Annotated in this window: 9 protein-coding genes and 1 pseudogene; 5 read left to right on the top strand and 5 right to left on the bottom strand. The window is 73.9% G+C overall.

Features of this window, described 5'->3' with window-relative positions:
• Positions 1 to 62: 62 nt before the first annotated feature.
• Genes O7603_RS11050 through O7603_RS11040 form a run of 3 tightly spaced genes read right to left on the bottom strand, consistent with a single transcriptional unit; the run spans position 63 to position 3,498 of the window.
• Positions 63 to 830, bottom strand: coding sequence for a succinate dehydrogenase/fumarate reductase iron-sulfur subunit (locus tag O7603_RS11050; protein ID WP_281575607.1), 768 nt, complete (start codon positions 828 to 830; stop codon positions 63 to 65).
• Positions 827 to 2,764: a fumarate reductase/succinate dehydrogenase flavoprotein subunit gene (locus O7603_RS11045; protein WP_281575606.1), complete on the bottom strand. Its 1,938-nt coding sequence runs from the start codon at positions 2,762 to 2,764 to the stop codon at positions 827 to 829. Before O7603_RS11045 ends, O7603_RS11050 begins: the two co-directional genes overlap by 4 nt.
• A gap of 2 nt (positions 2,765 to 2,766) precedes the next feature.
• Entirely contained in the window at positions 2,767 to 3,498 is a 732-nt protein-coding gene (locus O7603_RS11040; RefSeq protein WP_281575605.1) for a succinate dehydrogenase cytochrome b subunit, read from the bottom strand.
• A gap of 35 nt (positions 3,499 to 3,533) precedes the next feature.
• Here O7603_RS11040 and O7603_RS11035 point away from each other — a divergent pair, with 35 nt between their 5' ends.
• Positions 3,534 to 4,463, top strand: coding sequence for a LysR family transcriptional regulator (locus O7603_RS11035; RefSeq protein ID WP_281575604.1), 930 nt, complete (start codon positions 3,534 to 3,536; stop codon positions 4,461 to 4,463).
• A gap of 871 nt (positions 4,464 to 5,334) precedes the next feature.
• Here O7603_RS11035 and hrpA read toward each other — a convergent pair.
• Positions 5,335 to 9,381: an ATP-dependent RNA helicase HrpA gene (gene hrpA / locus O7603_RS11030; RefSeq protein ID WP_281575603.1), complete on the bottom strand. Its 4,047-nt coding sequence runs from the start codon at positions 9,379 to 9,381 to the stop codon at positions 5,335 to 5,337.
• A 296-nt stretch (positions 9,382 to 9,677) separates the two neighbouring features.
• Here hrpA and O7603_RS11025 point away from each other — a divergent pair, with 296 nt between their 5' ends.
• Positions 9,678 to 10,118, top strand: coding sequence for a cytidine deaminase (locus tag O7603_RS11025; RefSeq protein ID WP_281575602.1), 441 nt, complete (start codon positions 9,678 to 9,680; stop codon positions 10,116 to 10,118).
• 119 nt (positions 10,119 to 10,237) lie between these two features.
• On the opposite strand, the gene O7603_RS11020 is transcribed toward O7603_RS11025, so the two are convergent.
• Positions 10,238 to 10,597 (bottom strand): YciI family protein, encoded by a 360-nt coding sequence (locus O7603_RS11020; RefSeq protein ID WP_281575601.1) that lies wholly within the window; start codon positions 10,595 to 10,597, stop codon positions 10,238 to 10,240.
• Positions 10,598 to 10,785: 188 nt separating this feature from the next.
• Between O7603_RS11020 and O7603_RS11015 the strand changes: the two genes are divergently transcribed.
• The 3 genes and pseudogenes from O7603_RS11015 to O7603_RS11005 form a co-directional block, all read left to right on the top strand.
• Positions 10,786 to 11,832 carry an iron ABC transporter permease gene (locus tag O7603_RS11015; protein ID WP_281575600.1) on the top strand — a complete coding sequence of 349 codons (1,047 nt, stop codon included), beginning with the start codon at positions 10,786 to 10,788 and terminating at the stop codon, positions 11,830 to 11,832.
• Positions 11,829 to 12,977 carry an iron ABC transporter permease gene (locus tag O7603_RS11010; RefSeq protein ID WP_281575599.1) on the top strand — a complete coding sequence of 383 codons (1,149 nt, stop codon included), beginning with the start codon at positions 11,829 to 11,831 and terminating at the stop codon, positions 12,975 to 12,977. Before O7603_RS11015 ends, O7603_RS11010 begins: the two co-directional genes overlap by 4 nt.
• A 46-nt stretch (positions 12,978 to 13,023) precedes the next feature.
• Positions 13,024 to 13,788 (top strand): annotated as a pseudogene (locus O7603_RS11005) (ABC transporter ATP-binding protein); the annotation flags it as partial.
• Between the last annotated feature and the right edge of the window lie 183 nt (positions 13,789 to 13,971).

Raw genomic sequence — 13,971 nt, 5'->3', positions numbered from 1 at the left:
CGCGCGGACGCGGACGGGCCGCCGCGCCCGTGGGTGCGGCGGCCCGTCATCCGGCCTGGAGGTCAGGAACCGGGGGTGTTCTCGCTCCGCTTCGTGGTGGTGGCCGCGAGGAAGTCGCGGTTGAGGCGGCCGATGGTGTTGAGCGGGATGCCCTTCGGGCAGGCCACCGTGCACTCGCCGGCGTTGGTGCAGCCGCCGAAGCCGGCCTCGTCGTGCGCGTCGACCATGCCGATCACCCGGGTGTACCGCTCCGGCTGGCCCTGGGGCAGCAGCGAGAGCTGGGTGATCTTGGCAGCGGTGAACAGCATTCCGGAGCCGTTCGGGCAGGCCGCCACGCAGGCGCCGCAGCCGATGCAGGCCGCCGACTCGAAGGCGGCGTCCGCGTTGGCCTTGGCCACCGGGGTCGCGTGCGCCTCGGGCGCGCTGCCGGTCGGCGCGGTGATGTACCCGCCGGCCGCGATGATCTTGTCGAAGGCGCCCCGGTTGACCACCAGGTCCTTGATGACCGGGAAGGCCCGGGCGCGCCACGGCTCGATGTCGATCGTGTCGCCGTCGGAGAACTGCCGCATGTGCAGCTGGCAGGCGGTGGTGCCGCGCTGCGGCCCGTGCGCCTGGCCGTTGATCATCATTCCGCACATGCCGCAGATGCCCTCGCGGCAGTCGTGGTCGAACGCCACCGGGTCCTCGCCGGCGAGGATCAGGCGTTCGTTGAGCACGTCGAGCATCTCCAGGAACGACATGTCCGGGGAGACGTCGTCGACCTGGTACGTCACCATCCGACCCTTGTCCTCGGGGCCGGTCTGGCGCCAGATGCGCAGGGTCAGGTTCACTTGTAGCTCCGCTGCGTGGGGTGGACGTATTCGAACTGCAGGTCTTCCTTGTGCAGCACCGACGGCTGGCCGGTGGCGGTGAACTCCCAGGCCGCGACGTACGAGAAGTGCTCGTCGTCGCGCTGGGCCTCGCCGTCGGGGGTCTGGTGCTCGGCCCGGAAGTGGCCGCCGCACGACTCCTCGCGGTGCAGGGCGTCGATGCACATCAGCTCGGCCAGCTCGAAGAAATCGGCCACCCGGCCGGCCTTCTCCAGCGACTGGTTGAGCCCTTCGCCGTCGCCCAGCACCCGGACGCGCCGCCAGAACTGGTCGCGCAGCGCCCGGATCTCGTCGATCGCCTTGCGCAGCCCGGCCTCGGAGCGCTCCATGCCGCAGTGGTCCCACATGATCTGGCCCAGCTCACGGTGGAAGGAGTCGACGGTCCGGTCGCCGTTGACCGCCAGCAGCCGCTGGATCCGGTCCTCCACGTCGCGGCGGGCCTCGACCGCCGCCGGGTGGCTCGCGTCGACCTTCTCGAGCGGGCCGGCCGACAGGTAGTTGGCGATGGTGTTCGGCAGCACGAAGTAGCCGTCGGCCAGGCCCTGCATCAGCGCGGACGCGCCGAGCCGGTTGGCGCCGTGGTCGGAGAAGTTGGCCTCACCGATCACGAACAGGCCGGGGATGCTCGACTGGAGGTCGTAGTCGACCCAGAGGCCGCCCATCGTGTAGTGCACCGCGGGGTAGATCCGCATCGGCACCTCGTACGGGTCCTCACCGGTGATGCGCTCGTACATCTCGAAGAGGTTGCCGTACTTGGCCTCGACGGCCTTGCGGCCGAGCCGCCCGATCGCGTCGGCGAAGTCCAGGTAGACGCCGAGCCCGCCCGGGCCGACGCCGCGCCCCTGGTCGCAGACGGCCTTCGCCGCCCGGGACGCGATGTCGCGGGGCACCAGGTTGCCGAACGAGGGGTAGATCCGCTCCAGGTAGTAGTCCCGCTCGTCCTCGGGGATGTCCTTCGGGTTGCGGTCGTCGCCCTTGGCCTTCGGCACCCACACCCGGCCGTCGTTGCGCAGCGACTCGCTCATCAGGGTCAGCTTCGACTGGTGGTCGCCGGAGACCGGGATGCAGGTCGGGTGGATCTGCGTGTAGCAGGGGTTGGCGAAGTACGCGCCCTTGCGGTGCGCCCGCCAGGTGGCGGTGACGTTGCAGCCCTTGGCGTTGGTGGAGAGGTAGAAGACGTTGCCGTAGCCGCCGGAGGCGAGCACCACGGCGTCCGCGAACTCGGAGGTGATCTCGCCGGTGACGAGGTCCCGGACCACAATGCCCCGGGCCTTGCCGTCGACAATGATCAGCTCCAGCATCTCGTGCCGGGAGTTCATCTCCACGTTGCCGAGGCCGATCTGCCGCTCGAGGGCCTGGTACGCGCCGAGCAGCAGCTGCTGGCCCGTCTGGCCCCGGGCGTAGAAGGTGCGCTGCACCTGGGCGCCGCCGAACGAGCGGGTGTCGAGGAGGCCGCCGTACTCGCGGGCGAACGGCACGCCCTGCGCCACGCACTGGTCGATGATGTTGACCGAGACCTCGGCCAGCCGGTGCACGTTCGACTCGCGGGAGCGGAAATCGCCGCCCTTGACGGTGTCGTAGAAGAGCCGGTGCACCGAGTCGCCGTCGTTGCGGTAGTTCTTGGCGGCGTTGATGCCACCCTGCGCGGCGATCGAGTGCGCCCGGCGCGGGCTGTCCTGGTAGCAGTAGGACTTGACGCGGTAGCCCTGCTCGGCGAGCGTCGCGGCGGCGGAGCCGCCGGCCAGGCCGGTGCCGACCACGATCACCGTCATCTTGCGGCGGTTGGCCGGGTTGACCAGCTTGGCGTCGAAGCGGCGCCGGTCCCAGCGGGTTTCGATCGGGCCGTCGGGAGCCTTGGTGTCGGCGATCGGGTCGCCCTCGGTGTAGAGATCCATGGTCAGGACACCAATCCGGTGAGTACGGCGAACGGAACCACCAGGAAGCCGGCGCAGAGCGAGACGGCGAAGACCAGGGCGGCGATGCGCGCCCGCCGCTCACCCTGCGGGGTCTGCTGGCCCAGGCTGCGGAAGGCGCTGAACGCCCCGTGCCGCAGGTGGAAGCCCAGCGCGACGATCGCCAGGGTGTAGAAGAGCGTGACGTACCAGCGCTCCGGCGCGAAGTCGGCGACGACGTTGGCGTACGGCGTGGCCGGGTCGCCGACCGGGTTCAGGTGACCGGTGGTCAGGTCCAGCAGGTGGTAGACCACGAAGAGCAGGATGATCACCCCGCCCCAGCGCATGGTGCGGGCCGCGTAGCTGCCCCGGACCTTCGGGCGGTGCGCGTACCGGACCGGGCGGGCGGCGCGGGAGCGCAGCGCCAGCGCGGTGGCGGCGGCGATGTGCCCCAGGACGGCGAGGGTCAGCACGCCGCGCTGGATCCAGAGGAACCAGACGCCCGGCAGCAGCGGCTTGCCGATGTCGCGCAGCCAGTGCGCGTAGTGGTCGAACGAGGTCTCCCCCGTGAACACCTTCAGGTTGCCGAGCATGTGCAGGATCAGGAACAGCACCAGGATGATGCCCGTCACCGCCATGACGGCCTTCAGGCCGACGTTCGAGCGGATGGGCGACCGCGTTCTCGTGACTACCACAGATCCGACGCTAGGAGCAGTTTGATCAGTCGTCCAATGCATCGACCGCGCAGTCTTGATAGCCGTAAGCTATGTAGATGCAGCTCCATCAGCTGAGGTACTTCGTCGCGGTCGCCGAAGTACGACATTTCACCCAAGCCGCCGACATCGTCGGCATAACCCAGCCCTCGTTGAGTAAGCAAATTCACGCCCTGGAGGCCGACCTCGGCGCCCCGCTCTTCGAACGGGTAAGGGGCAACATCGCGCTCACCACCGCGGGCGAGGTGCTGCTGCCGTTGGCCAAGCGGATCCTCGCCGACGTGGACACGGCGACCCGGGAGGTGCAGGAGCTGGTCGGCCTGCGCCGCGGCCGGGTACGCCTCGGCGCCACGCCCAGCCTGGCCACCTCGCTCGCCCCGCCGGTGCTGCGCCGGTTCCGGGACGCGCACCCCACCGTGGACCTGCGGGTCGAGGAGGGCGGCTCGCAGGACCTCGTCCGCGACCTGCTCCGCGGCGACCTCGACCTGGCACTGATCATCATGCCGGCCCACGGCACCGACCCCGGGCTGCGGGCCGACCCGATCCTGCGGGAGAGCCTGGTGGTCGCCGCGCCAGCCGAGCCGCCGGCCACCGCCACGACCGGGGAGCTGCGCATCACCGACCTGCGCGATCAGCCCATGGTGATGTTCCGGGAGGGCTACGACCTGCGCGACGCCACCCTTCACGCCTGTCGGGACGCCGGCTTCGAGCCGACCATCGCGGTCGACGGCGGCGAGATGGACGCCGTGCTCAGCTTCGTCGAGGCGGGCCTCGGCATCGCGCTCGTGCCCGGCATCGTGGTCGCCCGCCGGCCCGGGGTGCGGATCACCCAGCTGGCGCCGCCCGGCGTCACCCGGACGATCGCCGTCGCCCGACGCCGGGACGTGGTGCCCACCCACGCCGGCCGGGAGCTGCGGCGCATCCTGCTGGAGTACGTGCGCGACGCCACCACCGAGGGGGAACTGCCACCGGGTGTCGAGCCGTTGTAGCCGGCCGGGACCGGGCCGCCGGACCGGCCGCCCCGTCCCAGCAGGGCGAGGAGCACCAGCAGGCACACCTCGGCGAGGCAGACGAGGCGTTCGATCAGACCGACGAACGGGCGCAGCGGCGAACCCACCAGATAGGCGGCCACGAAGGGGACGAGCGCGACCCCACAGGCGCTCGCCCCCACGACCACCGTGCGGGCGAGCGGCCCCGGATGCCGTACGGCGGTCAGCAACGCACCCAGCGGGAGGCCGCACAGGGCGGCGACCGCGGCCCAGCGGTGGATGTCGCCGGTGATCGTGACCGCCGCGCCGACCGGGTCGCGCGGGAAGACCACCAGGACCACGAGGCCCAGGCACCACGCGCCCAACCCGGCCGGCCCCACCGCCGCCAGTAGCCGGCGCCGCCCTACGGCGGGCCGACCGGACCGTCGCGCCACGGGGGCGAGCAGCAGAGCCGACCCCGCGGCCAGCGCGAGGACCGCCATGTTGAACAGCCAGCCGTGACGGGACAGCGCGTAGTCGCTGACCGTCTCCCGCACCGGATCGATCGGGTTCCCCGGGACATGCAGGACGCCGAACAGCAGCATCGCCAGTCCGGTGCCGGCCAGCCCGACGACGCGGGCGGCGGCCACGACGCGGGCCGGCCGAGGCCGAGGGCCCTGCGGGTGAGCCGGATCCCCGGCGGAGGCGGCACCGGTGCCGGGGACGGACCCGCGGGCGGCATGGGCAGTGGGCACGAGATGGTCTCCTCACCCCGGCGGCGCACCCGGTCGGCGCGCGAGGGCGACCGGTGTTCCCGCTCCGCGCGGCGCCACACCACCCGATCGGGGCACGCCGGTGCCGCCGGGCCGGGGCGGTCGCCCCGCCGCCCGGATCAGCGGCCCTCGGCCTCGTCCATCGCCCGGTAGATGCGCTGCTCGGACACCGGATACGGGGTGCCGAGCGCCTGGGCGAAGACGTTCACCCGCAGCTCCTCGATCATCCAACGGATCTGCCGGACCGCGGCCTCCTGCCGACGGGCCGGTGACAGCGCGGCCAGCAAGTCGTCGTACTCCTTGCGGACCGCGGCGACCCGGTCCTGCTGCTGCCGGTCGCGCTGCGGGTTCTGCGGAAGCCGGTCCAGCCGCCGCTCGATCGCGGTCAGGTAGCGCAGCAGGTCGGGCAGGCGGGCGTAGCCCGCCTCGGTGAGGAAGCCGGCGTGCACCAGCCCGGAGAGCTGGGCGCGGATGTCGGCCAGGGCGGCCACCACGGCCAGGTTCTGCGTCCGGCCGAGCCGCTGCTCCACCGCGTACGCGGCGGCCAGCACCCGGCGCGCCCGATCCATCACCTCGACCACGGTGTCCACCAGGTCGGCCCGGACCCGCTCGCGCACCGCGGCGAAGCCCTCGCTGTCCCAGGCCGGGCCCCCGGCGTCGGCGATCAGCTTGTCGATCGCCGCGCCGGTGGCGTCCTCGATCAGCGCCTGCACCCCGCCGTGCGGGTTGCGGCTGAGCGCCAGCTTCGCCTCGTTCGACAGCCGTCCCTGGAGGAACTTCGCCGGGGAGGGCACGGTCAGCCGCAGCAACCGCCGGGTGCCCGCCCAGTGCGCCGCCTCCGCCTCGGCGGCCGAGTCGAAGACCCGTACGCCGGCCGTGGCGCCCTCGTCGACCAGCGCGGGGTACGCCGTCACCGCGTAGCCGGCGCGGACCTGCTCGATCGTGCGCGGCAGGGCGCCGATGCTCCACTCCCGCAACCCGGTGCGGGCCACGTCCGGCGCGGCGGCCGCCACCACCTGGCGTACCTCCTGCTTGAGCTGGCGTTGCAGCGCCGGCAGGTCCTTGCTCTCGGCGACCGGCTGGTCGTCCTCGCCGAGCACCCGGAACGTCACCCGCAGGTGCGGCGGCAGCTTCGTCACGTCCCAGGCGTCCCGGGGCACGGTGACCCCGGTCATCCGGCGCAGCTGCCGGGTGAGCGCGTCCAGCAGCGGCTCCTCGCCGGCCGGCATCGCGGCGATCGCGGCCCGGGCGTAGTCCGGCACCGGGACGAAGTTGCGCCGCACCGCCTTGGGCAGCGAGCGGATCAGCGCGACGACCAACTCCTCGCGCAGCCCGGGCACGTGCCAGTCGAAGCTCTCCGCCGGCACCTGGTTGAGCAGCGGCAGCGGGATGTCCACGGTGACCCCGTCGGTCGTGGTGCCCGGCTCGAAGCGGTACGTCAGCGGCAGGGCCACCCCGTCGGCGCGCCACTCGTCGGGGTAGTCCGCCTCCGCCACCCCGCCCCGGCCGCTGTTGGTGAGCAGCTCGCGGGTGAACGTGAGCAGATCCGGGCTCTCCCGGCGGGTCTTCTTCCACCACGCGTCGAAGTGCCGACCGGACACCACGTCGGCCGGGATCCGCTGGTCGTAGAAGTCGAAGATGGTCTGGTCGTCGACCAGGATGTCCCGCCGGCGGGCCCGGTGCTCCAGCTCCTCGATCTCGCCCAGCAGTCGCTGGTTGTCGCCCCAGAACTGGTGGTGGGTCTGCCAGTCGCCCTCCACCAGCGCGTGCCGGATGAACAACTCGCGGGACAGCGCCGGGTCGATCCGGCCGAAGTTGACCTTCCGGGAGGTGACCAGCGGGATGCCGTAGAGGGTGACCCGCTCGTACGCCATCACCGCCGCCTGCTTCTTCTCCCAGTGCGGCTCGCTGTAGCTGCGCTTGACCAGGTGCTGCGCCAGGGGCTCGACCCACTCCGGCTCGACCCGGCCGTTCACCCGGCCCCACAGCCGGGAGGTCTCCACCAGCTCGGCCGCCATCACCCAACGCGGCGGCCGCTTCGCCAGCGCGGAACCGGGGAAGAGGGCGAACCTCGCCCCCCGGGCGCCCAGGTACTCGTTCTTCTGCGCGTCCTTCAGGCCGACGTGCGAGAGCAGCCCGGCCAGCAGCGACTGGTGCACCCGCGGGGTGTCGATCTCCTCCGGCAGGTCCGCGCCGACGCCGCGCCGCTCGCCGGCGTCCGCGGCCGCGCCGGCGCCGCGCGCCGGCCGCCCGCCGCGCCCCGGGCCGCCCTGTTCCGGGGTACGCAGCACCTGCCGCAGTTGGCTGACGATGTCCTGCCACTCGCGCACCCGCAGGTAGTTGAGGAACTCGGCCTTGCACATCCGCCGGAAGGCGCTGGACGACAGCTCCCGCTGCTGCTCGCGCAGGTGACGCCACAGGTTGAGCAGCGCGACGAAGTCCGACTCCCGGTCGGCGAACCGGGCGTGCGCCTGGTCGGCCTGGGCCTGCCGGTCGGCCGGCCGCTCCCGGGGATCCTGGATCGACAGGGCGGCGGCGATCACCGTCACCTCGGTCGCGCAGCCGTTGCGCTCGCCCTCGACCACCATCCGGGCCAGCCGGGGGTCGACCGGGAGCTGGGCCAGCCGGCGCCCCAGCGGGGTGAGGCGCTTGGCCGGGTCGGTCTCGGCCGGGTCGAGCCCGCCCAGCTCGTGCAGCAGGTTGACGCCGTCGGTGATGTTGCGCCGGTCCGGCGGGTCGATGAACGGGAACGCGGCGATGTCGCCGAGCCCGATCGCGGTCATCTGGAGGATGACCGAGGCGAGGTTGGTGCGCAGGATCTCCGGGTCGGTGAACTCGGGGCGGGACAGGAAGTCCTGCTCGTCGTAGAGGCGGATGCAGATGCCGTCCGAGGTGCGGCCGCAGCGCCCCTTGCGCTGGTTGGCCGACGCCTGGGAGACCGGCTCGATCGGCAGCCGCTGCACCTTGAGCCGGTTGCTGTACCGCGAGATCCGGGCGGTGCCCGGATCGACCACGTACTTGATGCCGGGCACGGTCAGCGAGGTCTCCGCGACGTTGGTCGCCAGCACCACCCGACGCCCCCGGTGCGGGGCGAAGACCCGGTGCTGCTCGGCGGCGGAGAGCCGGGCGTACAGCGGCAGGATCTCCGTGTCGCGCAGCGCCGGCCGGGACTGCACCAGCCGGCCCAGCGCGTCGGCGGTGTCCCGGATCTCCCGCTCACCGCTGAGGAAGACCAGGATGTCGCCGGGACCCTCGGCCGCCAACTCCTCGACCGCGTCGCCGATCGCCTGGATCTGGTCCCGGACGTTCTCCTCGTCCGCCCCGTCGTCCTCGGCCTCGGTGACCTCGACGAGCGGCCGGTAGCGCACCTCCACCGGGTAGGTCCGGCCGGAGACCTCGATGATCGGCGCGGGGTCGCCCTCGGCGTCGGCGAAGTGCCGGGCGAACCGGTCCGTCTCAATCGTCGCCGAGGTGATGATCACCTTGAGATCGGGGCGCCGGGGGAGCAGCTGCTTCAGGTAGCCCAGGATGAAGTCGACGTTGAGGCTGCGCTCGTGCGCCTCATCGATGATCAGGGTGTCGTACTGGCGGAGCATCCGGTCGGTCTGCAGCTCGGCAAGCAGGATGCCGTCGGTCATCAGCTTGACCAGGCTGCGGTCACCGACCTGGTCGGTGAAGCGGACCTTGTAGCCCACCACGTCGCCCAGCTCGGTGCCGAGCTCCTCGGCGATCCGGTCGGCGACCGTCCGGGCGGCCAGCCGCCGGGGCTGGGTGTGCCCGATCAGCCCGTGCACCCCGCGCCCCAGCTCCAGGCAGATCTTCGGCAGCTGGGTGGTCTTGCCGGAGCCGGTCTCGCCGGCCACAATCACGACCTGGTGGTCCCGGATGGCGGCGGCGATCTCGTCCTTGCGCTCGCTCACCGGCAGGCCGGCCGGGTAGGTGACCAGCGGCACCGCCGCGCGCCGCTCGGCCAGCCGCTGCTCGGCGCGCTCGATCTCGGCGGTGATCTCGGTCAGCGCCGAGGCCCGTCGCTCCGGGTCGCGCAGCTTCCAGGCGCCGTCCAACCGCCGCTGGAGGCGGCGCTGGTCGCGGAACATCAGGGGGGAGAGGCGGCGGTGCAGCTCGCGGACGGAGTCCGTCGCGGCGGGTGCGGCTGGATTCTGCATGTCGTCGCCAAGGATAGGCAGGCGCGGGCCGGACCGCCCCTGGGTTACCGACCGGCCGTGCCGCGCTGGTCACACGCCCGGACCACCGCCGAGCCGATCGGTCGGCGGTCGCCCGGCGGAGGCAGGTGGAGGCCGGCGCGGGCCGGTGCGGGTGCCGCCGAGGCTTCGGTGGCGTGGCGGGGCACGGTGGGGTCAACCGGCGGCGAGGCGGCGGTGCGGTCACCCGGTGGCGCGGCGGGGCGCGGGTCCGACCGGACTACAGTTGCCGCCGACCGAGGTCGACGAGGGGGACGCCGATGACGATGCGGGACACCGACCGGGCGCTGGTGCAGGCCGCCACGGCGGTCGCCAAGCTGCGTTGCCGCAGCGAGAACCACACCGTCGCGGCCGCGGCCCGCACCGCCGACGGTCGGGTCTTCACCGGCGTGAACGTCTACCACTTCACCGGCGGGCCGTGCGCCGAGCTGGTCGCGATCGGCGCGGCCGCCACCCAGGGAGCCGGCGACCTGGAGACCATCGTCGCGGTGGGCGACCAGGGACGCGGGGTGATCCCGCCGTGCGGTCGGTGCCGTCAGGTCCTGCGGGACTACTTCCCGTCGATCCGGGTCATCGTCGGGCCGATGGACGCGATGCGCGTCGTCGCCGTCGGCGAGCTGCTGCCCGAGACGTACGTCTGGGCCGACCACCAGGTCGACGACGCGGCCGTGCCGAGCCCGCGGAGCGGCACGCCGGCCTGACCCGGGTCGGTCGCCGGGCGCGTCGGTCGCCGGCCGGGTCAGTCGCGGGCCGGGAAAGTTCGCGGGCCGCGTCAGTCGCGGGCCGCGTCAGTCGCGGGCCGCGTCAGTCGCGGGCCGGGTCAGTCGCCGGCCGCGGCCTCCAGCATCGAGCGCGGCATCGGCACGCTCTCGAACCGGACGTTGCCCTCGGGCACCATCCAGCTCATCACCCGCACCTCCAGCCGCCCGGCCCGGACCGCCGGGTCGTTGTGGTACAGCTCCCGCGCCATGTCGCGGTGGACGGAGAGCACCACGAAACCGCGCAGCCGGTCGTCGTCGCTGTCGACGAACGGCCCGGCCGCGAGGACGAGGCCCTGTTCCACCAGGCCCGCCTGGTGGGCGAGGTGCGCGTCCTGCAACCGGTCGAGCGCGTCCTGCGGCAGCTCGGGGGCGTCCGACGGGCGGACCAGGAGGACGACCGTGTGCTGGTCGAATCGCATTCCCTCACCCTAGGGGCGGACCTGGGCCGCCGTCGGCGGTCCGCGCCGCTGGCGGACCGGGGCCGCCGTCGGCGGTCGCGCCGCTGTCCGCCCAGGTCAACGAGGGTCGATCGACGCCGCCCGCGGCGGCCGCCGCGGAGGGGTCGGCTAAGGTAAGGCGAACCTAAGCGTGAACCCGCAGGAGATTCGTGACCACCCTCCTCAGCCGGCCGGCCGCCACCACCGGCAGCAGCAGCGCCCGCAGTGGCCGCCGGCTCGCCGTCACCCTCGTGGCCGCGCTGGTGCTGCTGCTCACCGTGCTGGCCAGCTTCGCCCTCGGCAGCCGGCCGCTCCCCGTGGACCAGGTGTGGCACGCCCTCGTCGCGCCGGACGGCGGCGAGGCGAGCACGATCGTCCGCGAGCTGCGCCTGCCGCGTACGGCCCTGGGTCTCGCGGTCGGCCTGGCGCTCGCGGTGGCGGGGGTGCTCTTCCAGGCCCTCACCCGCAATCCGCTCGCCGAGCCGCGGATCCTCGGCATCAGCGCCGGCGCGTCGTTCGGCGTGGTGCTGGCCATCTCCGTGTTCGGCGTCGGCACGCTGGCCGGCTACGTCTGGTTCGGCATCGGCGGCGCGCTCCTCGCCGGCCTGCTGGTCTTCGCCGTGGCCTCCCGGGCCCGGGAGGGGGCCAGCCCGGTCACCCTCGCGCTGGTCGGCGCCGCGCTCGACGCCAGCCTGGCCTCCGTCGTGTACGCGCTGCTCAGCATCGACGCCCGCACCTTCGAGGAGTACCGGTTCTGGGTGGTCGGCGGGCTCACCGGGCGAGACCTGTCGGTCGCCGTGCAGGTCCTGCCGTTCGTGCTCGCCGGGCTCGCCCTCGCCGCCCTGGTCGCCCGCGGCCTGGACGCGCTCGCCCTCGGCGACGACGTGGCCCGCGGGCTCGGTCACCGGATCGGCCTGGTCCGCCTCGGCGGCGGCGTCGCCGCGGTGCTGCTGACCGGGGCCGCGGTCGCCGCCGCGGGGCCGATCGCGTTCATCGGCCTGGCCGTGCCGCACCTCGCCCGGGCCCTGGTCGGCGCCGACCACCGGTGGACGCTCGCCGTCTCCGCGCTGCTCGGGCCGGCGCTGCTGCTCGCCGCCGACATCGTCGGCCGGCTGGTCGCCCCACCCGGCGAGATTCCCGCCGGCATCGTGACCGCGCTGATCGGCGCGCCGCTGCTCGCCTTCCTGGTCCGCCGCGCCCGGGTAGTGACCGCGTGAGCGCCCCCAGCCGCGACCGCGTCACCGCCGCCGACCGCCCCGACGTCCCCGGCGGCGTGCCTGGCGCCCCGGGGCCCGTCGCTCCGGTGGCCGCCACGTCCCGCGCCGGCACCGCCCGGCTGCCCGGCCGCTCGCTGCTGCGGGTCGGGTCGGCCAGCGTGCAGATCCGGCGCCGCTCGGTGCTGGTCGCCACGGTCCTGACCGTGCTGCTCCTGGCGGCCGCCGTGCTCAGCCTGTCGCTCGGCACCCCGTACGTCGCGGCGGCCGACGTGCTGCGGTCGCTCTCCGGCGCCGGCACCCCGTACGACCTGGTCGTCCTCGACCTGCGACTGCCGCGGCTCGTGCTGGCCGCGGTGGCCGGCGCGGCGTTCGGCGTGGCCGGCACGCTGATCCAGAGCGTGGCCCGCAACCCACTCGCCAGCCCGGACGTCATCGGCATCACCCAGGGCGCCGGCCTCGCCGCCACGGTGGCCCTGACCAGCGGCGTCGCCGCGGTGGTGGTCGGGCCGGCGGCGCTGGCCGGTGGGCTGCTCGCCGCGGCGCTGCTGTTCGCCCTCGGCGCCCGGCACGGGCTGGCCGCGCAGCGGTTCGTGCTGGCCGGCGTGGCGGTCGCCTTCGCCCTGCGGGCGCTCACCGAGGTGGTCATGCTCACCGCCGACCCGATCGACGGGCTGCGGGCGCAGATCTGGCTGATCGGCACCCTCGCCGGCAAGGGCTGGACGGAGACCGTCTGGATCGCCGGCACGCTGCTGGTGCTGCTGCCGGTGCTGCTCTGGGCCGGCTGGGCGCTGAACAGCACCGCACTCGACGACGACACCGCCCGCGGGATCGGTCTGCGCCCGGTGGCCCGCCGGATCGGGCTCGCCGGCACCGGCGTGCTCGTCGCCGCGATGGTCACCGCCCAGGTCGGCGCGGTCGACTTCGTCGCCCTGGTCGCGCCGCAGGTGGCCCGGCGGCTGGTCCGGTCCGAGCGGCCGCCTCTGCTCTGCGCCGCGCTGCTCGGCGCCCTGCTGCTGGTGCTCGCCGACCTGGCCGGGCGGCGGCTCTTCGCGCCCACCCAGCTGCCGGCGGGCGTGCTGACCGCCGCCATCGGCGGCCCTTACCTGATGTACCTGCTGCTGCGCGGCCGGCGGAAGTCCTCGTGACCACCGCCGCCGTCCACCCTTCCGTCGACCCCTCCGAGGAGGCGTGATGCTCTCCACCCGCGACCTGGTCGCCGGCTACGACGAGCGGACCGTGCTGGACGGGCTGGAGCTCGACCTGCCCGCCGACGCGTTCACCGTGATCGTCGGGCCGAACGCCTGCGGCAAGTCCACCCTGCTGCGGACCATGGCCCGGCTGCTCAGCCCGCGTCGCGGGACCGTGCTGCTGGACGGCGCCGCCATCCGGGAGCTGCCGACCCGGGAGGTGGCCCGCCGGCTCGCCGTCCTGCCGCAGAGCCCGCTGGTCCCCGAGGGCGTCACGGTCGCCGACCTGGTGGGGCGCGGGCGCCAGCCGTACCAGCGCTGGTGGCGACAGTGGTCGGAGCAGGACAGCGCTGCGGTGGACCGGGCGATGGAGCTGGCGGACGTCGCCGGCCTCGCCGACCGGCCGGTGGACACCCTCTCCGGCGGCCAGCGGCAGCGGGTCTGGATCGCCATGACGCTGGCTCAGGACACCGAGGCGCTGCTGCTGGACGAGCCGACCACCTTCCTCGACCTGGCGCACCAGGTGGAGGTGCTGGACCTGCTGCACCGGCTGCGCACCGAGCGGGGGCGCACCGTCGTCGCCGTGCTGCACGACCTCAACCAGGCCGCCCGGTACGCCGACCACCTGGTCGCGATGCGGGCCGGCGCCGTGGTGGCGGCCGGGCCGCCGCGCGAGATCCTCACCGCGGACCTGGTCCGTGACGTCTTCGGGCTCGACTGCGTCGTCGTGCCCTGCCCGGTGACCGGGGCGCCGCTGGTGGTGCCCGCGCTCAGCAGCCCCACCCTGGCGTCCCGCGCCACCGCCGAGCCCTCCGGCACCGATGCCGCCGCCGGCTCGCCCGGCGCGGCTGCCGGGCCTTCCGCCGCCGATGCCGTCGCCGTCGGTTCGTCCGGTGCCGCTTCCTCGGCTGCCGGCTCGTCCGGGGCCACCGACTCCGGCACCGCTTCCGGT

Origin of the sequence: Micromonospora sp. WMMD812 (assembly GCF_027497215.1) — a bacterium.
GTDB lineage: Bacteria > Actinomycetota > Actinomycetes > Mycobacteriales > Micromonosporaceae > Micromonospora.
Note: the sequence above shows the minus strand (reverse complement) of the source record. Positions and strands in the feature narration are given on the sequence as shown.